The 18,559-nt window shown below is 70.7% G+C and carries 17 protein-coding genes; 4 read left to right on the forward strand and 13 right to left on the reverse strand.

The genetic code is table 11. The features are described 5' to 3' along the window. The first annotated feature begins 6 nt into the window (after positions 1 to 6). A complete protein-coding gene (locus ACFZBB_RS24455; RefSeq protein ID WP_391126116.1) occupies positions 7 to 1,368 on the forward strand; it encodes an aldehyde dehydrogenase family protein in 1,362 nt (453 codons plus the stop codon). Positions 1,369 to 1,374: 6 nt separating this feature from the next. After that, on the forward strand, positions 1,375 to 2,208 hold the full coding sequence (locus tag ACFZBB_RS24460) for a 3-oxoacyl-ACP reductase (protein ID WP_355332501.1): 834 nt from the start codon (positions 1,375 to 1,377) through the stop codon (positions 2,206 to 2,208). Positions 2,209 to 2,233: 25 nt separating this feature from the next. Here ACFZBB_RS24460 and ACFZBB_RS24465 read toward each other — a convergent pair whose 3' ends face one another. From ACFZBB_RS24465 to ACFZBB_RS24475, 3 genes are all read right to left on the reverse strand, one after another. Further along, a complete protein-coding gene (locus ACFZBB_RS24465; RefSeq protein WP_391126119.1) occupies positions 2,234 to 2,884 on the reverse strand; it encodes a vitamin K epoxide reductase family protein in 651 nt (216 codons plus the stop codon). Between the two features lie 101 nt (positions 2,885 to 2,985). Then, a complete protein-coding gene (hisS, locus tag ACFZBB_RS24470) occupies positions 2,986 to 4,272 on the reverse strand; it encodes a histidine--tRNA ligase (RefSeq protein WP_391126122.1) in 1,287 nt (428 codons plus the stop codon). Next, positions 4,269 to 4,979 carry an MBL fold metallo-hydrolase gene (locus ACFZBB_RS24475; protein ID WP_391046608.1) on the reverse strand — a complete coding sequence of 237 codons (711 nt, stop codon included), beginning with the start codon at positions 4,977 to 4,979 and terminating at the stop codon, positions 4,269 to 4,271. Before ACFZBB_RS24475 ends, hisS begins: the two co-directional genes overlap by 4 nt. Positions 4,980 to 5,245: 266 nt before the next feature. On the opposite strand from ACFZBB_RS24475, the gene ACFZBB_RS24480 reads away from it, so the two are divergent. Together ACFZBB_RS24480 and ACFZBB_RS24485 are read left to right on the forward strand one after the other, a co-directional pair. Continuing rightward, positions 5,246 to 6,100: a peptidylprolyl isomerase gene (locus ACFZBB_RS24480; RefSeq protein WP_355332507.1), complete on the forward strand. Its 855-nt coding sequence runs from the start codon at positions 5,246 to 5,248 to the stop codon at positions 6,098 to 6,100. A 143-nt stretch (positions 6,101 to 6,243) separates the two neighbouring features. Continuing rightward, complete coding sequence (locus ACFZBB_RS24485) at positions 6,244 to 7,473, forward strand: DUF349 domain-containing protein (RefSeq protein WP_391126125.1); 1,230 nt, start codon at positions 6,244 to 6,246, stop codon at positions 7,471 to 7,473. Positions 7,474 to 7,578: 105 nt separating this feature from the next. Here ACFZBB_RS24485 and ACFZBB_RS24490 read toward each other — a convergent pair whose 3' ends face one another. The 10 genes from ACFZBB_RS24490 to pdxT all read right to left on the reverse strand — a co-directional run bounded on the left by ACFZBB_RS24490 (position 7,579) and on the right by pdxT (position 18,554). Then, positions 7,579 to 9,909 carry a bifunctional (p)ppGpp synthetase/guanosine-3',5'-bis(diphosphate) 3'-pyrophosphohydrolase gene (locus tag ACFZBB_RS24490; RefSeq protein WP_355333552.1) on the reverse strand — a complete coding sequence of 777 codons (2,331 nt, stop codon included), beginning with the start codon at positions 9,907 to 9,909 and terminating at the stop codon, positions 7,579 to 7,581. Positions 9,910 to 10,261: 352 nt separating this feature from the next. Beyond that, positions 10,262 to 10,822, reverse strand: coding sequence for an adenine phosphoribosyltransferase (locus ACFZBB_RS24495; protein ID WP_391126128.1), 561 nt, complete (start codon positions 10,820 to 10,822; stop codon positions 10,262 to 10,264). A 169-nt stretch (positions 10,823 to 10,991) separates the two neighbouring features. After that, positions 10,992 to 12,188: a protein translocase subunit SecF gene (gene secF, locus ACFZBB_RS24500; RefSeq protein WP_391126131.1), complete on the reverse strand. Its 1,197-nt coding sequence runs from the start codon at positions 12,186 to 12,188 to the stop codon at positions 10,992 to 10,994. Then, positions 12,188 to 13,954, reverse strand: coding sequence for a protein translocase subunit SecD (secD, locus tag ACFZBB_RS24505; protein WP_391126134.1), 1,767 nt, complete (start codon positions 13,952 to 13,954; stop codon positions 12,188 to 12,190). The genes secF and secD overlap by 1 nt, the downstream gene beginning before the upstream one ends. Before the next feature lie 78 nt (positions 13,955 to 14,032). Further along, on the reverse strand, positions 14,033 to 14,506 hold the full coding sequence (yajC, locus tag ACFZBB_RS24510) for a preprotein translocase subunit YajC (RefSeq protein ID WP_391126137.1): 474 nt from the start codon (positions 14,504 to 14,506) through the stop codon (positions 14,033 to 14,035). Positions 14,507 to 14,669: 163 nt separating this feature from the next. After that, positions 14,670 to 15,734, reverse strand: a complete 1,065-nt coding sequence (ruvB, locus tag ACFZBB_RS24515) for a Holliday junction branch migration DNA helicase RuvB (RefSeq protein WP_355332520.1) — start codon at positions 15,732 to 15,734, stop codon at positions 14,670 to 14,672. Between the two features lie 84 nt (positions 15,735 to 15,818). Next, the gene (gene ruvA, locus ACFZBB_RS24520; RefSeq protein WP_391126140.1) at positions 15,819 to 16,430 is read right to left on the reverse strand and encodes a Holliday junction branch migration protein RuvA; all 612 of its coding nucleotides are present in this window, start codon (positions 16,428 to 16,430) and stop codon (positions 15,819 to 15,821) included. Further along, entirely contained in the window at positions 16,427 to 16,966 is a 540-nt protein-coding gene (gene ruvC / locus ACFZBB_RS24525) for a crossover junction endodeoxyribonuclease RuvC (RefSeq protein WP_188285212.1), read from the reverse strand. The genes ruvA and ruvC overlap by 4 nt, the downstream gene beginning before the upstream one ends. A 175-nt stretch (positions 16,967 to 17,141) precedes the next feature. Next, complete coding sequence (locus tag ACFZBB_RS24530) at positions 17,142 to 17,894, reverse strand: YebC/PmpR family DNA-binding transcriptional regulator (RefSeq protein WP_188285213.1); 753 nt, start codon at positions 17,892 to 17,894, stop codon at positions 17,142 to 17,144. 66 nt (positions 17,895 to 17,960) lie between these two features. Next, positions 17,961 to 18,554, reverse strand: coding sequence for a pyridoxal 5'-phosphate synthase glutaminase subunit PdxT (gene pdxT / locus ACFZBB_RS24535; protein WP_391126143.1), 594 nt, complete (start codon positions 18,552 to 18,554; stop codon positions 17,961 to 17,963). Positions 18,555 to 18,559 lie beyond the last annotated feature (5 nt).

Here is an 18,559-nt window from a genome sequence, read left to right on the forward strand (position 1 = left end):
CACGCGATGCGAGAGAGCCACGACGTACTCAACCCCGCCACCGAGGAGGTCGTCGCGACGGTCGCGGCGACCTCCCCGGAGGGCGTGGACGCGGCGGTCGCCGCCGCGGTGCGGGCCCAGCGGGGCTGGGTCGCGCTCGCGCCGGGCGAACGCGCCCGGCTGCTGCGGCGGTTCGCCACCGAGGTCGACGCGCACCTGGAGGAACTGGCCGCGCTGGAGGTGCGGGAGGCGGGCCACACTGTCGGCAACGCCCGCTGGGAGGCGGGCAACGTCCGGGACCTGCTGGAGTACGCGGCGGGCGGCGTCGAGCGCCTGAGCGGCCGTCAGATCCCGGTGGCGGGCGGCCTCGACCTGACCTTCCACGAACCGCTCGGCGTGGTCGGCGTCATCGTGCCGTGGAACTTCCCCATGCCGATCGCCGCCTGGGGCTTCGCCCCCGCGCTGGCCGCGGGCAACGCCGTCGTGCTCAAACCCGCGGAGACCACCCCGCTGACCGCCCTGCGGCTGGCCGAACTCGCCCTGGCCGCCGGGCTGCCCGAAGGCCTGTTCCAGGTGGTGCCCGGCGCGGGTCCCGTCGCCGGGGCGCGGCTGGTCGACCACCCCGACGTACGGAAGATCGTCTTCACCGGCTCCACGGCGGTCGGCAAGCGGATCATGGAGCGGTGCGCGGCCCAGGTGAAGCGGCTCACGCTGGAGTTGGGCGGCAAGAGCCCCAACGTCGTCTTCGCGGACGCCGATCTGGAGCGCGCCGCGGACCCGATGGCGTTCCTGGACAACGCGGGCCAGGACTGCTGTGCCCGCACCCGGCTGCTGGTGCAGCGCGAGGTCTACGACCGCTTCCTCGACCTGCTGGCCTCCGGCGTGCGGGCGGTGCGGGTCGGCGACCCGGCGGACCCGGCGACCGCGATGGGCCCGCTGATCTCGGCGGTCCAGCGCGAGCGGGTCCGCGGCTACGTCACGCCCGAACTGCCGGTCGTGGCACGGGGTTCCGCGCCCGAGGGCCCCGGTTTCTGGTATCCGCCGACGGTGCTCGCCCCGGCCGACCCCGGCGTGCCCGCGGCCACCGAGGAGATCTTCGGCCCGGTGGCCGTCGTGCTGCCCTTCGACGACGAGGCGGACGCGCTGCGGCTGGCGAACGCGACACCGTACGGCCTGTCCGGCTCGCTGTGGACCCGCGACCTGGGCCGCGCGCTGCGGCTCGCGCGCGGTGTCGCGGCGGGGAATCTGTCCGTCAACTCGCACAGCAGTGTGCGCTATTGGACGCCCTTCGGCGGCTTCAAGCAGTCGGGGCTCGGCCGCGAGCTGGGACCCGACGCGCTCACCGCGTTCACCGAGACCAAGAACGTCTTCATCGGCACCGAGGAGTAGCAGGGTATGCCCGAGACCACAGACAGCACAGACGTGACCGGCACGGCTGCCGCCGCCGGGACGGAGCAGCCGGTCTGCCGCCGCCTCGTCGGCCGTACCGCCGTCATCACCGGCGGCGGCAGCGGCATCGGCCTGGCCACGGCGCGGCGGTTCGCCGCTGAAGGGGCCAGGGTCGTGGTCGCCGACATCGACCAGGACAGCGGGCGGGCGGCGGCCGAGGAGACCGGCGGGCTCTTCGTCGCCACCGACGTGACCGACCCGGAGCAGGTCGAGGCGCTGTTCAAGGCCGCCCACGACACCTACGGCTCGGTCGACATCGCCTTCAACAACGCGGGGATCTCACCGCCCGACGACGACTCGATCCTCACCACCGGGCTGGACGCGTGGCGCCGGGTGCAGGAGGTCAATCTGACGTCGGTCTACCTGTGCTGCAAGGCCGCGCTGCCGTACATGCGGCGGCAGGGCAAGGGGGCGATCATCAACACCGCGTCGTTCGTGGCGGTGATGGGCGCGGCGACCTCGCAGATCTCGTACACCGCGTCCAAGGGCGGGGTGCTGGCGATGACGCGGGAGCTGGGCGTGCAGTTCGCCCGCGAGGGGATCCGGGTGAACGCGCTGTGCCCCGGGCCCGTCGACACCCCGCTGCTGCGCGAGCTGTTCGCGAAGGACCCGGAGCGGGCGGCGCGGCGGCTGGTGCACATTCCGCTGGGGCGGTTCGCGGCGGCCGAGGAGATCGCCGCCGCCGTGGCGTTCCTGGCCAGCGACGACGCCGGATTCATCACCGCCGCCGAGTTCCTGGTGGACGGCGGCATCTCCGGCGCCTACGTCACGCCGCTGTAGCGGGCGGGCCGCTCGGCGGACCCGCTCAGACCAGCGTCTTCCAGTACGACCACCAGCGGGTCAGGATCAGCAGGATGAGCACCCCGTACCAGAGCACCGGCACGACCCAGTGGAACTCCAGCACGGCGGTGCGCGCACCCTCGGGCACCTTGATGATCCGGTGCTTGACGTTGTGCACCGCCGTGTACCAGAACGCGGCGATGGTCACGACCCAGGCGAGGCTGCACCACAGGCAGAGCGAGCCGATGCTGTACAGCGACTGGTACTGGAGCCAGGTGCAGAATCCGACACCGAACAGGGTGCCCGCCTGGAGGCCGAGCCAGAACCAGGGACGGTAGCGGGCGCCGGCCAGGATGCCCATCGCGACGCAGATCATGACCGGGTAGGCGATCATGCCGATCATCGGGTTCGGGAAGCCGAACGCGTGGGCCTGCTCGCTCTTCATGATGTTGCCGCAGGAGATGATCGGGTTCAGGCTGCACGCGGGCGTGTAATTCGGGTCTTCCAGCAGCTTGAACTTGTCATCGGTGATCACGAACGCGGCGACCGTGCCGAGCAGGCCGCAGATCAGCAGCAGCCAGGTGTACGCGCGCCCTGCTCCGATGCCGTCGGCCGGCCGCCGCTCGTCATCAGCGCCGCCGTCCGTACGCGTCTCGTCCAACGCGGAAGTCGTCATGATCGCCGATCTCTTAGGTCGTGGGGAGCGGGCACCCAACATTGTGCACCAGGGCGGTCAGGACTGGATAAGTCCTGCACGCCCTGGTACACGGAAGAGGGTCAAACGAGCCGCGCCTTGACGCTCGCGACCACCTCGGCGAGCGGGACCGCCGTCTGCTCGCCGCTGCCCAGGTCCTTGAGCTGGACGACGCCCTCGGCGAGGTCCCGCTCCCCCGCGACCAGCGCGAATCGGGCGCCGGAGCGGTTCGCGGACTTCATCGCGTTCTTCATTCCCTTGCCGCCGAAGGCGAAGTCCGCGGCGACCCCGGCCCTGCGCAGCGCGGTGACCGTGCCGAACAGCGCCCGCCGCGCCTCGTCGCCGAGCGGTACGGCGTAGACGTCGGTGACCGCGGGAAGGGCCAGTTCCACGCCCTCCGAGCGCAGCGCGAGCACCGTACGGTCCACGCCAAGCGCCCAGCCGACCGACGGCAGCGCGGGGCCGCCGATCATCTCGGAGAGCCCGTCGTAGCGCCCGCCGCCGCCGACCGCGGACTGCGAGCCGAGCCCGTCGTGGACGAATTCGAAGGTGGTGCGGGTGTAGTAGTCCAGGCCGCGCACCAGCCGGGGGTCGTCCTCGAAGGCCACGCCCGCCTCGGTCAGCAGCGCGCGCACCTCCTCGTGGTACGCCTTGCACGCCTCGCACAGGTGGTCGCGGATCAGCGGCGCGTCGGCGAGCTGCTTCTGTACGGAGTCGCGCTTGTCGTCGAGCACCCGCAGCGGATTGATCTCGATCCGGGCGCGGGTCTCCTCGTCCAGGTCCAGACCGCGCAGGTAGTCCTGGAGTGCGGCCCGGTAGACCGGACGGCACTCGCGGTCGCCGAGCGAGTTGAGCAGCAGCCGGAAGTCGCGCAGCCCGAGGTCGGTGTACGCGTCCACCGCCAGGATGATCAGCTCCGCGTCGAGCAGCGGGTCCTCGGCGCCGATCGCCTCCGCGCCGACCTGCGAGAAGTGCCGGTAGCGGCCCGCCTGCGGGCGCTCGTAGCGGTAGTAGGAACCGGAGTACCAGAGCTTGACCGGCAGATTCCCCGTCTTGTGCAGGTTGGCCTGGAGGGCCGCGCGCAGGACGGAGGCGGTGCCCTCGGGGCGCAGCGCGAGTTCGCTGCCGCCCTTGGTGGTGAGGGTGTACATCTCCTTGGTCACGATGTCGGTGGACTCGCCGACACCGCGGGAGAACAGTTCGACGTTCTCGAAACCGGGGGTCTCGACATAGCCGTAGCCGGCCCGGCGGGCGGGCGCGGCGATGGCCTCGCGCACCGCGAGGAACACCGCGGAGTCGGGCGGCAGCAGGTCGTAGGTGCCCTTGGGGGCCTGGAACGCGCGTACGGCGGAACTCACTGAATCCGTCACAATCCTCGTCGCGGAGCCGGGTCTCCGGCTCCTGGGCCGCGGGCCACCTCACCCAGGTAGGGGTTGGCGGCGCGCTCGCGGCCGATGGTCGTCTGGGGGCCGTGGCCGGAGAGCACCACGGTCGAGTCGTCGAGCGGCAGGCACACACGGGCCAGCGACTCGTACAGCTCGGCCATGGAGCCGCCGGGCAGGTCGGTGCGTCCGACGGAGCCGGCGAAGAGCAGGTCGCCGGAGAACAGCACCGACGGGATGTCGGCGGTCTCGGGCAGCCTGAACGTCACCGACCCCCTGGTATGGCCGGGCGCGTGCGCGACGGAGAACTCCAGACCCGCCACCGTCAGCGCGGCGCCGTCGGCCAGTTCCTTGACGTCGTCGGGCTCGCCGATGGTCAGCTCCCCCATCAGCGGCTGCCCGATGGCGCGGCCGAGCGCCTTCTCGGGGTCGCTGAGCATGTACCGGTCCTCGGGGTGGATCCAGGCGGGCACGTCGTGCGCGCCGCAGACCGGTACGACGGAGGCGACATGGTCGATGTGGCCGTGGCTGAGGATGACGGCGACGGGCTTCAATCGGTGCTTGGCGAGCGTGTCCTCGACGCCCTGGACCGCGAGGTGGCCCGGGTCGACGATCACGCACTCCTCACCCGCGGCGGGGGCGACCACATAACAATTGGTGCCCCAGGCCCCGGCGGGGAACCCGGCAATGAGCACGTTCGTCCTTCTGTCGTCCGCGGTGTCGGCCGCGGGAGATATCGGCCGTTCACGAGCCTACCGGCCGCCGTACCGCCGCAGCGAACTCGTATTGTGCCCTCATCGGACCGCGTGCGGACTGGACGGGGGACGCGCATGCCGCGAAGATCTGCGGCACGCGTATTCGCGTTCGAGCACACCGCGGCACACGGCCTACCGACAGGTCGTGGACAGCGGAAACACAGTCATCGCACAGCACTCACGAGACACGACCGGGAGACGGCGAAGTGGTCACCAAGGATCAGCGGCGGCGGCAGCTCGCCCGGGAGAAGTTCGAGCGGCAGCAGCAGCGGCGGGTGCAGATGCGCCGCAAGTCGCGGACGCGCAACTCGGTGATCGCCGCCGTGCTCGCCGTGGTCGTCATCGGCGGCGGTTCCGCCTGGGGCCTGGGCGCCTTCGACAGCAGCGGCAAGAAGAAGTCCACGGACGACGCGGCGGCCAACGCCAGCGCGTCGCCGTCGGCGACCCCCTCGAAAGCGCCGGACCCGTGCGGCAAGGCGGACGCGGGCGCGCCGGGCACGGAGCAGTGGAAGACCGAGCCGAAGATGGCGATCGACAAGAGCGCGAAGTACACCTTCACGCTCCAGACGACCTGCGGCTCGATCCCGATCGCGCTGGACGCGGCGAAGGCCCCCGACACCACGAACTCCTTCAAATTCCTCGCGGACAAGGGCTTCTTCGACCACACCAAGTGCCACCGGCTGACCACCGAGGGCATCTTCGTCCTCCAGTGCGGCGACCCGACCGCGCAGGGCAACGGCGGCCCCGGCTACACGATCCCGGACGAGAATCTGACGGCGTTCGGCAAGGCCGACGCGCAGAAGACCGTGACGTACCCGGCGGGCACCGTGGCCATGGCCAACACCGGCCAGGCGCACACCGGCGGCAGCCAGTTCTTCCTGGTCTACAAGGACAGCCCGCTGGCTCCGAGCTACACGCCGTTCGGCACGATCGACGCCGCCGGTATGAAGGTGCTCGACAAAATCGCCGCCGCGGGCGCCCAACCCGCCGACCAGACGACGGGCAACACCGCGCCGAACGCGACCGTGGTGATCAACAAGGCGACCGTCAGCAAATCCTGATTGGGCCCGCATCGGATGCGGACAGCCGGGGTGCTGGTCGCCTATGTTGGCGTTGGACCGGTCAGGGCGTGCGGCCCAACCGGTGAAATTCTGTGGAAGATGTCCGGCCGTGAGCCGGCCGGGCATCACGTGGAGGAGGCGCTGTGAGCAGCGACCCGTGGGGCCGCGTCGATGAGACGGGGACCGTGTACGTGCGTACGGCCGACGGGGAGAAGGAGGTCGGTTCGTGGCAGGCGGGTTCTCCTGAGGAGGCACTCGCCTACTTCGAGCGCAAGTACGAAGGACTCGTCGTGGAGATCGGCCTCCTCGAACGACGGGTGCGGACCACCGATCTCGCGACCAAGGACGCGCTGGCCGCGATCGAGCACCTGCGCGTCTCGGTGACCGAGGCGCATGCGGTGGGCGACCTGGCGGCGCTGGGCGAACGGCTCGACGCGCTGGTCGCGCTGGTGGACTCCCGGCGCGAGGAGCGCAAGGCGGCCAGGGCGAAGCAGAGCGAAGAGGCGAAGGTCGCCAAGGAGCAGCTTGTCGCGGAGGCCGAGCAGCTCGCCGAGAGCGAGCAGTGGCGGACCGCGGGCGAGCGGCTGCGCGCCCTGGTCGACACCTGGAAGGGCCTGCCGCGACTCGACCGCAAGGCGGACGACGAGCTGTGGCACCGCTTCAGCCACGCCCGTTCGGTGTTCTCCAAGCGCCGCAAGGCGCACTTCGCGTCGCTCGACGCGCAGCGCGAGGAGGCCAGGCGGACGAAGGAGAAGCTGGTCACCGAGGCGCAGTCGCTGTCGAACTCGACGGACTGGGGGCCCACCGCGGCCCGCTACCGCGAGCTGATGACGGAGTGGAAGGCGGCCGGGCGTGCGCAGCGCGAGGCCGAGGACGATCTGTGGAACCGCTTCCGCGGCGCCCAGGACGTCTTCTTCGCGGCCCGCTCCGAGGTGTTCGCCGAGCGGGACACCGAGCAGCGCGACAACCTCGCGCTCAAGGAGGAGCTGGTCGTCGAGGCCGAGAAGCTGCTCCCGGTGACCGAGCTGAAGTCGGCGCGTGCCGCCTTCCGCTCGCTCAACGAGCGCTGGGAAGCCATCGGGCACGTGCCGCGGGACGCGCGTCCGCGGATCGAGGCCCGTATGCACGCGGTGGAGCGTGCGCTGGCCGAGTCCGAGGAAGCCGAGTGGCGGCGCACCAACCCCGAGGCCCGGGCGCGGGCGGCCGGTCTGACCGGTCAGCTCCAGGCGGCGGTCGAGAAGCTCCAGAAGCAGATCGACGCGGCGCGCTCCGCGGGGAACACCGCGAAGGCGGACAAGCTCCAGTCGGAGCTCGACGGGCGTCAGGCGCTGCTGGACGCGGCCCTGAAGGGCATGGGCGAGTTCGGCGGCTGACCGGCCGCTCGCACGCCCGACGGCCCCGGCACTCATGTTGAGTGCCGGGGCCGTCGGGCGTCCGCGGGCCGGTGGTGGTTCGTGCCCGGCCGCCCGCAGCTTTGCCTACCTCTGGCGGCCCGAGGTCACCCGGTAGACGTCGTAGACGCCCTCCACGCCGCGTACGGCCTTCAGGACGTGGCCCAGGTGCTTCGGGTCGCCCATCTCGAAGGTGAAGCGGGAGGTGGCGACGCGGTCGCGGGAGGTCTGGACGGCCGCGGACAGGATGTTGACGTGCTGGTCGGACAGCACGCGGGTGACGTCCGAGAGCAGCCGGGACCGGTCGAGGGCCTCGACCTGGATGGCGACCAGGAAGACCGACGACTGGGTGGGCGCCCACTCGACCTCGATCATCCGCTCGGGCTGCTGCGAGAGCGAGTCCACGTTGACGCAGTCGGCGCGGTGCACCGAGACGCCGTTGCCGCGGGTGACGAAGCCGATGATCGGGTCGCCCGGCACCGGGGTGCAGCAGCGGGAGAGCTTGACCCAGACGTCGCTGGCGCCCTTGACGATGACACCGGGGTCGGCGTTGGCCCGCCGCTTGGTGCGCCCCTGCGTGGGGGTGGTGATCTCCGCGATGTCCTCGGTGGCGCCCTCTTCGCCGCCGAGCGCGTCGACCAGCTTCTGCACGACGGACTGCGCGGTGATGTGCCCCTCGCCGATCGCCGCGTAGAGCGCGGAGATGTCGGGGTAGCGCATCTCGTGCGCGAGGGTGACCAGCGAGTCGCCGGTGAGGACCCGCTGGATCGGCAGATTCTGCTTGCGCATCGCGCGGGCGATGGCTTCCTTGCCCTGCTCGACCGCTTCCTCGCGGCGCTCCTTGGAGAACCAGGCGCGGATCTTGTTGCGCGCCCGCGGCGACTTGACGAAGCCCAGCCAGTCGCGGGACGGCCCGGCCCCCGCGGCCTTGGAGGTGAAGACCTCGACGGTGTCGCCGTTGTCGAGCGTCGACTCCAGCGGTACGAGGCGGCCGTTGACGCGGGCGCCTATGGTCCGGTGGCCGACCTCGGTGTGCACGGCGTACGCGAAGTCCACCGGGGTGGCGCCCGCGGGCAGCGCTATCACGTCGCCCTTGGGCGTGAAGACGAAGACCTCGCTCTGCGAGAGGTCGAAGCGCAGCGACTCCAGGAACTCGCCGGGGTCCTCGGTCTCCTTCTGCCAGTCCAGGAGCTGGCGCAGCCACGCCATGTCGTTGACCGCGTCGTCCTTCTTGTCGGACCGCGGGCTGTCGGTGCGCACCTTGGAGGCGCCCGCCACCGCCTCCTGCTTGTACTTCCAGTGCGCGGCGATGCCGTACTCGGCGCGGCGGTGCATGTCGAAGGTACGGATCTGCAATTCGACGGGCTTGCCGCTGGGCCCGATGACCGTCGTGTGCAGCGACTGGTACATGTTGAACTTGGGCATCGCGATGTAGTCCTTGAACCGGCCGGGGACCGGATTCCATCGCGCGTGGATGGTGCCGAGCGCCGCGTAGCAGTCGCGGACGGTGTCGACCAGGACGCGGATGCCCACCAGGTCGTAGATCTCCGCGAAGTCCCGGCCGCGGACGATCATCTTCTGGTAGACGCTGTAGTAGTGCTTCGGGCGGCCGGTGACGGTGGCCTTGATCCGGGCGGCGCGCAGGTCCTGCTGGACCTGGTCGGTGACCACGGCGAGGTATTCGTCGCGCTTGGGGGCGCGCTCGGCGACCAGCCGGACGATCTCGTCGTACATCTTGGGGTAGAGGATCGCGAAGGCGAGGTCCTCCAGCTCCCACTTGATGGTGTTCATGCCCAGCCGGTGCGCCAGCGGGGCGTAGATCTCCAGCGTCTCGCGGGCCTTCTTCTCCTGCTTCTCGCGCTTGAGATAGCGCATCGTGCGCATATTGTGCAGCCGGTCGGCGAGCTTGATCACCAGGACGCGGGGGTCCTTGGCCATCGCGACGACCATCTTGCGCACGGTCTCGGCCTGCGCGGCCTCGCCGAATTTGACCTTGTCGAGCTTGGTGACGCCGTCGACCAGCAGCGCCACCTGGTCGCCGAAGTCGCGGCGCAGCGCGTCCAGGCCGTACTCGGTGTCCTCGACGGTGTCGTGCAGCAGCCCGGCCATCAAGGTGGCGGGGTCCATGCCCAGTTCGGCGAGGATCGTGGTGACGGCCAGCGGGTGCGTGATGTACGGGTCGCCGCTCTTGCGCTTCTGGCCGCGGTGCCACCGCTCGGCGACCTGGTAGGCCCGCTCGATCTGCCGGAGCTGCGCGCTGTCGCCCTTCGGGTCGTTGCCCCGCACCACGCGCAGCAGCGGTTCGAGCACCGGGTTGTACGGGCTGGAGCGCTGCACGCCGAGCCGGGCGAGGCGGGCGCGGACGCGGCTGGAGGAGGCCCCGGGACGCGTCGGCGCGACGCTGCCGGGCGTACGCACCGGGCGTACGGCGGGCGCGGCCGGTTCGGGCGCGGCGGGCTTGGCGGGCGTGGGAGCGGGGGTGGGCGCGGCGGTCCGCCTGTCGGCGGACGTCCCCGTGCCACCCGCGGCCGGTTCCTTCCCGCCCGCGGCGTCGAGTGGCTGGGCCTGGTCTGGCAAGAGCACTCCTCACGCGGGGTAGAAGTTCCATGGTATCGACCTGCGGCGAGAGGCGGGCGCCCGAGCCTGCCGGGCGCCCGCCTCAGGGCCGTGCGCGGGGTCGTACGGGGCCGCAGGACGCTCGTAGGAGGCCGTAACCGGGCCCCGCGGACGCGAATGGCGTACGCGGGGCCCGTACGCGGTCCGGAGCGCGTCAGATCGCGACGAGGGTGTCCAGCGGGGCGTCCCCCAGGACCGGTGCCAGCCGCGCCCGGCCGCCGAGGAAACCCAGCTCCAGCAGGACGGCCACGCCCGCGACCGTCGCGCCGGTCCGCCGGATCAGCTCCACCGAGGCTTCCGCGGTGCCGCCGGTGGCCAGGACGTCGTCGACCACCAGGACGCGGTCGCCCTGGGCGAAGGCGTCGACCTGCACCTCGATCTCGGCGGTGCCGTACTCCAGGTCGTACGACTGCGCCAGGGTCTTTCCGGGCAGTTTGCCCGCCTTGCGGACCGGGACGAAGCCGAGGCCCGCGCGGGCGGCGGCAGGGGCGGCCAGGATGAAGCCGCGGGCTTCGAGGCCGACGACCTTGGTGGCGCCGTGCCGCGCGCACAGGGCGGCGAGCGCGTCCACCAGGGCGCTGAAGGCGACGGGGTCGGCCAGCAGCGGGGTGATGTCCTTGAAGATCACGCCGGGCTGGGGGTAGTCCGGTACGTCGCGGATGCGGCCGAGCAGCAGTTCCCTGAGCTCGGCGGAGGCTGCGTCCGTGGTGGTCATCGCGCTACTTTCGTCGGTTCATGTCGCGTCGGTCCATGACGTGCTTGTCGTTCCACGGCGCTTCGGCCCATGGAGCGCTCGTCGGTCGATGAGGGTCGGACGATGAGGGTCGGGAAACGGAAAATCGCCGCCGCCCGGTCGGTGTCGACCGGGCGGCGGCGATTCACGGTCAGCGCCGCTTGCCCGAGGGGCGGTTGCGGCCACCGCGGGTGCCGCGGTTGGCGGACGCGCCGCGGGTGCCGCCGGAACGGCTGCCCGGGGCGGAGCCCTGGGCCCGCGGGCCCACCACACCGGCGCCGGCCGCTGCGGCTTCCGCCTGGTCGTCGTCGTCCCCGTCCCCGTCCTCGGGGTCGGCGGGCTCCTCGCCGCGGGCGGCCGCCTCGGCGGCCTTCGTGGCGTCGGAGGCCCGGCGGGCGAGCACCCGCTTGCGGACCTGCTTCATCGCCGGGTCGCGCTCCTTGAGGTCCGCGACGATCGGGGTCGCGATGAAGATCGAGGAGTACGCACCGGCGGTGAGGCCGACGAACAGCGCGAGCGCGATGTCGTTGAGCATGCCCGCGCCGAGGATGCCGCCACCGATGAAGAGCAGCGCGCCGACCGGCAGCAGGGCGACGACCGTGGTGTTGATCGACCGCACCAGGGTGCCGTTGAGGCTGCGGTTGGCGATCTCGCTGTAGGTGTACCTGTTCTGCTTGGTGATGTCCTTGGTGGACTCCTTCAGACCGTCGAAGACGACGACGGTGTCGTAGAGGGAGTAACCGAGGATGGTGAGCAGACCGATCACCGTGCCCGGTGTGACCTCGAAGCCCACGATGGCGTAGACACCGACCGTGATCGTCAGGTCGTGGAGCAGCGCGATCAGTGCCGCGACGGCCTTGCGCCACTCGAAGGCGATGGCCAGATAGGCGACCACCAGCACCAGGAAGATGATCAGACCCTGAAGGGCCTTGTGGGAGATCTCCTTGCCCCAGCTCGGACCGACGATCTGCGCGTCGATGTCCTTGAGCGGGATGCCCAGTTCCTTGGAGATGTTCTGCTGGACGGTCTTGGACGCCTCGGTGGAGATGTCGCTGACCTGGATGCGGAGCTTTCCGCTGCCCAGCTTCTGGATCGTCGCGTCGTGGCCGGCGGTGTGGCCCTCGATCTTGCTCTGCGCGTCCGCGACCGAGATGGAGGTCTTGGCCGTGGTGAAGTCCGCGCCGCCGGAGAACTCGATGCCGAGCTTGAGGCCGTTCACCAGCAGGCCGACCGCGGCGGCGACCGTGATCAGGATCGATACGCCGTACCAGATCTTGCGGTGGCCGACGAAGTCGTACGCGATCTCGCCGCGGTGCAGCCGGTGACCGAGATTGCTGAGCTTGGACATCAGGCTTCCTTCGTCTCGGTGGGCCGGTTGTGGCGGACGCTCCGACGCAGCGGCGCCTTCACGCCGAGCGCCTTGGGATCGAGACCGGACCACCTGTGGCCCTGAGCGAAGAACGGGCGACGGGCGAGGATCGTCATCAGCGGCTTGGTGAACAGGAACACCACGACGACGTCGAGCACGGTGGTGAGACCGAGCGTGAACGCGAAGCCCTGGACCTTGCCGACCGTCACGGTGAACAGCACGGCGGCGGCGAGGAAGGACACGAAGTCCGACACCAGGATGGTGCGCCGGGCGCGCGGCCAGCCGCGGGCGACCGCGGGTTGCAGCGAGCGGCCCTCGCGGAGCTCGTCCCTGATCCGTTCGAAGAAGACGATGAACGAGTCGGCGGTGATACCGATGGCGACGATGGCACCACAGACCGCGGGCAGGTTCAGTGCGAAGCCGATCGCCTCACCGAGCAGACACATGATCGTGTAGGTGAGCGCGCCCGAGACCACGAGGCTCGCGAGCGCCACGAGGCTCAGTCCGCGGTAGTAGGCGAACATGTAGAGCACGACCAGGACGAGGCCGACGGCGCCGGCGATCAGGCCGCCGCGGAGCTGCTCGCCGCCGAGGGCGGGAGAGACCGTGGTCGTGTCCTGGATGGAGAACGCCAGGGGCAGCGAGCCGTACTTCAGCACGTTCGCCAGGTCCTCTGCGGACTTCTGGGTGAAGCTGCCGGAGATCTGGGCGCTGCCGCCGGGCAGGGCCTGGGAGACCGACGGGGCCGAGACGACGTTGCCGTCCAGGTCGATCGCGAACTGGTTGTTCGGCTGGGCCTGGGAGGCGAGGTCACCGGTGACCTTGGTGAACTGGCTGGCGCCCTTGGAGTCGAACGTCAGGTTGACGACCCAGCCGTTGCCCTGCTGCGAGTCGAAGTTCGCGCTGGCGCCGGAGACGCGCTTGCCGTCGATCAGCGTCGGGCCGAGCGCGTACTTGATCCACTGGTTGCCCTGCTGACCGCAGGCGACGACCTTGTCACCGGGCTTGGTGTTCTTGCTGGCCGCGGTGCGCTGCGTGGGGTCGGTGCAGTCGAGCTTGTCGAGCTTCGCCTGGAGGTCGGCGGGGATCGACAGGTCGGCGGTGCCCGTGCCGGGCTTGGTCGCCGGGTTGCTGGGCGTCGCGGTGGGCGTCGGCGTCGGCGCCTTGTTCACACTCGACTTCAGTGCGTCGGTGACGGCGCGGCCCTGCGGACTGGACGTGGTACTCCCGGTGGCCTTCGGGGTGCCCGTCGCGCTGGGCGTGCCGCTCGGCTTCGGCGTCGTACCGCCGGAGGCCGAGGGGCTGGCCGAGGGCTTGGGCGCGGCCGTCGCCGGGTTGCCGTCCGCGGCGGTCAGCACCTGGCGGAAGGCGAGCTGCGCGGTGGTGCCCACCTGCTGCTCGGCCTGGGCGGCGTTGGTGCCCTTGGGGATGTTGACGATGATGTTGTTCGATCCCTGGGTCTGCACCTCCGCCTCGGAGACACCGAGTCCGTTGACACGGCGGTTGATGATGCTGACCGCCGTGTTCATATTGGACTTGGTGACCGCGTTCCCCTGGTCCGCCTTGGCGGTCAGCGTGATGCTGACACCGCCGGCCAGGTCGATGCCCAGTCGGGGAGTGGTGTTGCCGGAGAGGAACATTCCTCCGGTCAGCGCCACCAGGGCGATCACGATCACGGCCAGAGCGCGCCCGGGGTATCCCTGACTCCCCGGGGACGGCCTGCGGCCCTTGTTGGCTGCTGCCACCTTCTTGATTCTCCCTGTCCTACCGCCCCTGAGCCTGCACGCTCATGGGGTGGCCACGAAGTTGTGAGAGCCGGACCCTTACTTGGACGTGGAGTCGGGGCCGTCCTGCCCCGGCGTGTCCTCGGTCTTGCTCAGATCGATGCTGTGCTCGCCCGAGTCCTTGGCGTCCTTCTTGACGTCGTCCGTCGCAGCGGCATCCCCGGAAGCCGCGTCGGCGGTGACGTCGCCTTCGGTGTCCTCGGTGTCGTCGTGCTCGATCTCCTCCGGCTCGATGCCGTGCACGATCCGGTTGAACTCCTCTTCGGCCAGTACGGCGCCGATGGCGTTCTTCGCGAAGTGTGCGTGCACCCCGTCCGTCAGCTCAAGGAGGACCGTCTCCTCGTTCACTTCCTTGACCACGGCGTACATGCCACCGATCGTGCGGACGCCCGATCCGGGCTCCATCTGGTTCCGCATGGTCAGTGCCTGGCGCTGCTTGTTCTTGGCCGAGCGCGTCATCATGAACATGACGCCAACAATCAGGACCAAGGGGAGGAGAGTGACGATACTCACGGTCTGGACGTTCCTTCGCACGGCCAACGTGGCGCTGGCCTGGGTTTCGGGATGTGGGTGCCGATCCGGAGGAAGGGCGTCGGCGGAGTCTAAGCGCTGGCTCGCCGCCTGAACAACGCCAAGCATGGCACTGGGGTTCCTGAAGGGGCGAGTCTATCGGCGGTCACGGTCCGAACAACCCGCTCTGTCCGGGTCCGGCGGGATTGTGCGGCGGCACCAGACCGAGGTGCGTCCAGGCCGCGGGAGTGGCCACCCGGCCGCGCGGTGTCCGGGCCAGCAGCCCTTCCCTGACGAGGAACGGCTCGGCGACCTCCTCGACGGTCTCGCGCTCCTCGCCGACCGCGACGGCGAGCGTGGACAGGCCGACGGGCCCGCCGCCGAAGAGCTTCAGCAGCGCCTGGAGCACGGCCCGGTCCAGCCGGTCGAGACCGCGCTCGTCCACCTCGTAGACCTCCAGCGCCTTGGCGGCGATCTCCCGGCTGATCACACCGTCCGCCCTGACCTGGGCGTAGTCGCGGACCCGGCGCAGCAGCCGGTTGGCGATCCGGGGGGTGCCGCGGGAGCGTCCGGCGATCTCGGCGGCGCCGTCGTCGGCGACCTCGACGTCCAGCAGCCCGGAGGAGCGGCGGATGACCTTCTCCAGCTCGGCGGGGGCGTAGAACTCCATGTGGCCGGTGAAGCCGAAGCGGTCGCGCAGCGGGGGCGGCAGCAGTCCGGCCCTGGTGGTGGCGCCGACCAGGGTGAAGGGCGGCAGTTCCAGCGGGATCGCGGTCGCGCCGGGACCCTTGCCGACGATCACGTCGACCCGGTAGTCCTCCATCGCCATGTAGAGCATTTCCTCGGCGGGCCGTGACATCCGGTGGATCTCGTCGAGGAAGAGCACCTCGCCCTCCTGGAGCGAGGACAGGATCGCGGCGAGGTCGCCCGCGTGCTGGATGGCCGGTCCCGAGGTGATCCGGATGGGCACGCCCATCTCGGCCGCGATGATCATCGACAGCGTCGTCTTGCCGAGGCCGGGGGCGCCGGAGAGCAGGACGTGGTCCGCGGTGCCCTGGCGCTGCCGGGCGGCCCTGAGCACCAGGTCGAGCTGCTGCCGTACGCGCTCCTGCCCGATGAACTCCCCCAGGTCCTTGGGGCGCAGCGCCGCCTCGACCGCCTGGTCCTCATGGTCGGCGGTGGCGCCGACCAGTCGCTCCGGCCGCTCGTCGGTGGCGTCGTCCCAGTTCATGGTTGGTCTCTCGGGTCGGTGTGGGGTCGGCGGTACGGACCGGCGTCACCGGTACGGGTGCGGCCGGCGGCGTCAACAGGGCGGTCAGCGGGTGCGGTTGAGGGTCTGGAGGGCCGCCCGCAGCAGCGCGCCGACGTTCGGCTCCTGCTCGGCCTCGGCCTGCGGGGTGACGGCGGCGACCGCCTCGTCGGCCTCGCGGGTGGCGTAGCCGAGGCCGAGCAGCGCGGCGTGCAGCTGCTCGCGCCAGGAGTTGCCGACCGGGCTGCCGATCCCCCGGTCCGCGCCGGAGCCGACCGGTTCGCCCAGCCGGTCCTTCAGCTCCAGGAGCAGCCGCTGCGCGCCCTTCTTGCCGATGCCGGGCACCGCGGTCAGCGCCTTCTCGTCGCCGACCGCGACCGCGGAGCGCAACGCGTCCGGGGTGTGCACGGCGAGCATCGTCTGGGCGAGCCTGGGCCCGACTCCGCTGACGGTCTGGAGCAGTTCGAAGACCTGCCGCTCGTCCTCGTCCGCGAAGCCGTAGAGAGTGAGCGAGTCCTCGCGGACCACCAGGGAGGTGGCGAGCTTGGCGGGCTGGCCGATCCGCAGCGCGGCCAGGGTGTTCGGGGCGCACTGGACGGCCATGCCCACGCCGCCGACCTCGATGACCGCGGTGTCGGGGGCGAGCGCGGCGACCTGGCCGCTGACGAAGGCGATCACTTGGCGGACTCCTGGGGTCGTACGGGGCGGTGGGCGGCGATGGCCTGCTGGAGGCGGTTGGTGGCGGCGCCGCGCCAGATGTGACAGATGGCCAGCGCCAGCGCGTCGGCGGCGTCGGCCGGTTTCGGCGGGGCGTCGAGCCGCAGCAGCCGGGTCACCATCGCGCCGACCTGTGCCTTGTCGGCCCGGCCGCTGCCGGTGACGGCGGCCTTGACCTCGCTGGGGGTGTGCAGGTGGACGGGCAGGCCGCGGCGGGCGGCGCACAGCATGGCGACCGCGCTCGCCTGGGCTGTGCCCATCACGGTGCGCACATTGTGCTGGCTGAAGACGCGCTCCACGGCGACCGCCTCCGGGCGGTGTTCGTCGAGCCACTCCTCGATGCCGCGCTCGATCAGGACGAGCCGGTCGCCGATCTCCGCGTCGGCCGGGGTGCGTACGACGCCGACGCCGACCATCGTCAGCGGGCGTCCGGGGACGCCGTCCACCACTCCGATGCCGCACCGGGTCAGACCCGGGTCCACGCCGAGCACTCGCATGCCGCCCCCTTCCGCGCCCGTCAGCCGCCGTCTTCGCCAACCTGTTCGTGCAGGTTATCGGTTGGGGCCGACAAACAGCGGAGGGGCCGACGGGGTGTGTCCCGTCGGCCCCTCCGGCTGACCGTCCGTCAGGGTCCGCTCGCGCGCGGCCCCGGCGTCACCGCCCGAGCGCGGCTCAGGCGTCGACCTTCTCCATGACCTCGTCGGAGACGTCGAAGTTGGCGAAGACGTTCTGCACGTCGTCGCTGTCCTCCAGCGCGTCGATGAGCTTGAAGATCTTGCGCGCGCCGTCCTCGTCCAGCTCCACCTGCATGGTGGGCAGGAAGTTGGCGTCGGCCGAGTCGTAGTCGATCCCGGCCTCCTGGAGCGCCTTGCGGACCGGCACGAGGTCGGTGGCCTCGCTGATCACCTCGAAGGACTCACCGAGGTCGTTGACCTCCTCGGCGCCCGCGTCGAGCACCGCGTCCAGCACGTCGTCCTCGCCCAGCTCAGCCTTGGGGACGATCACCACGCCCTTGCGGTTGAACAGGTACGACACCGAGCCCGGATCGGCCATCGAGCCGCCGTTGCGGGTCATGGCCACCCGCACGTCGGACGCGGCGCGGTTGCGGTTGTCGGTCAGGCACTCGATGAGCACCGCGACACCGTTGGGACCGTAGCCCTCGTACATGATCGTCTGGTAGTCGGCGCCACCGGCTTCGAGACCGGCGCCGCGCTTGACCGCGCTGTCGATGTTCTTGTTCGGTACCGAGCTCTTCTTCGCCTTCTGGATGGCGTCGAACAGCGTCGGGTTGCCGTCCGGGTCGGCGCCACCGGTCCGCGCCGCGACCTCGATGTTCTTGATCAGCTTCGCGAAGAGCTTGCCGCGCTTGGCATCGATCACGGCCTTCTTGTGCTTGGTCGTAGCCCATTTAGAGTGGCCGGACATCCGACTGTCTCCTTCGCGTCACCAAATGCTGTCTTTCGTCGCGCCGTCGATCCTACCGGGATCCGGTCAGCGCGCCGCGCGCACAGTGTCCACGAAGAATTCATGGACCCGGTGGTCGCCGGTCAGTTCGGGATGGAACGACGTGGCGAGCACATTGCGCTGACGGACGGCGACGATGTGGCCACCGTACTCGGCGAGCACCTCCACGTCCGCACCCACCGACTCGACCCACGGCGCGCGGATGAAGACGCCCTCGACCGGGCCGCCCTCGACGCCCGTGACGTCGACGACCGCTTCGAAGGACTCGTTCTGCCTGCCGAAGGCGTTGCGGCGGACGATCATGTCGATGCCGCCGAAGGTCTCCTGGCCGGACCTGGGGTCGAGGATCTTGTCGGCGAGCATGATCAGTCCCGCGCAGGTGCCGTAGACCGGCAGGCCGCCGCGGATCGCCTCGCGCAGCGGTTCCATCAGGCCGAAGAGCACGGCGAGCTTGGAGATGGTGGTGGACTCGCCGCCGGGTATCACCAAGCCGTCGATTCCGGCCAGTTCCTCCGGGCGCCGGACGGGACCGGCCGCGGCGTCCGCCGCGGCCAGTGCCGTCAGATGCTCCCGGACGTCGCCCTGGAGTGCCAGGACGCCGATGGTGGGAGTGCTGGTCATCGTCG

Origin of the sequence: Streptomyces sp. NPDC008139, assembly GCF_042957025.1 — a bacterium.
In the GTDB taxonomy this organism is placed as follows: Bacteria; Actinomycetota; Actinomycetes; order Streptomycetales; family Streptomycetaceae; genus Actinacidiphila.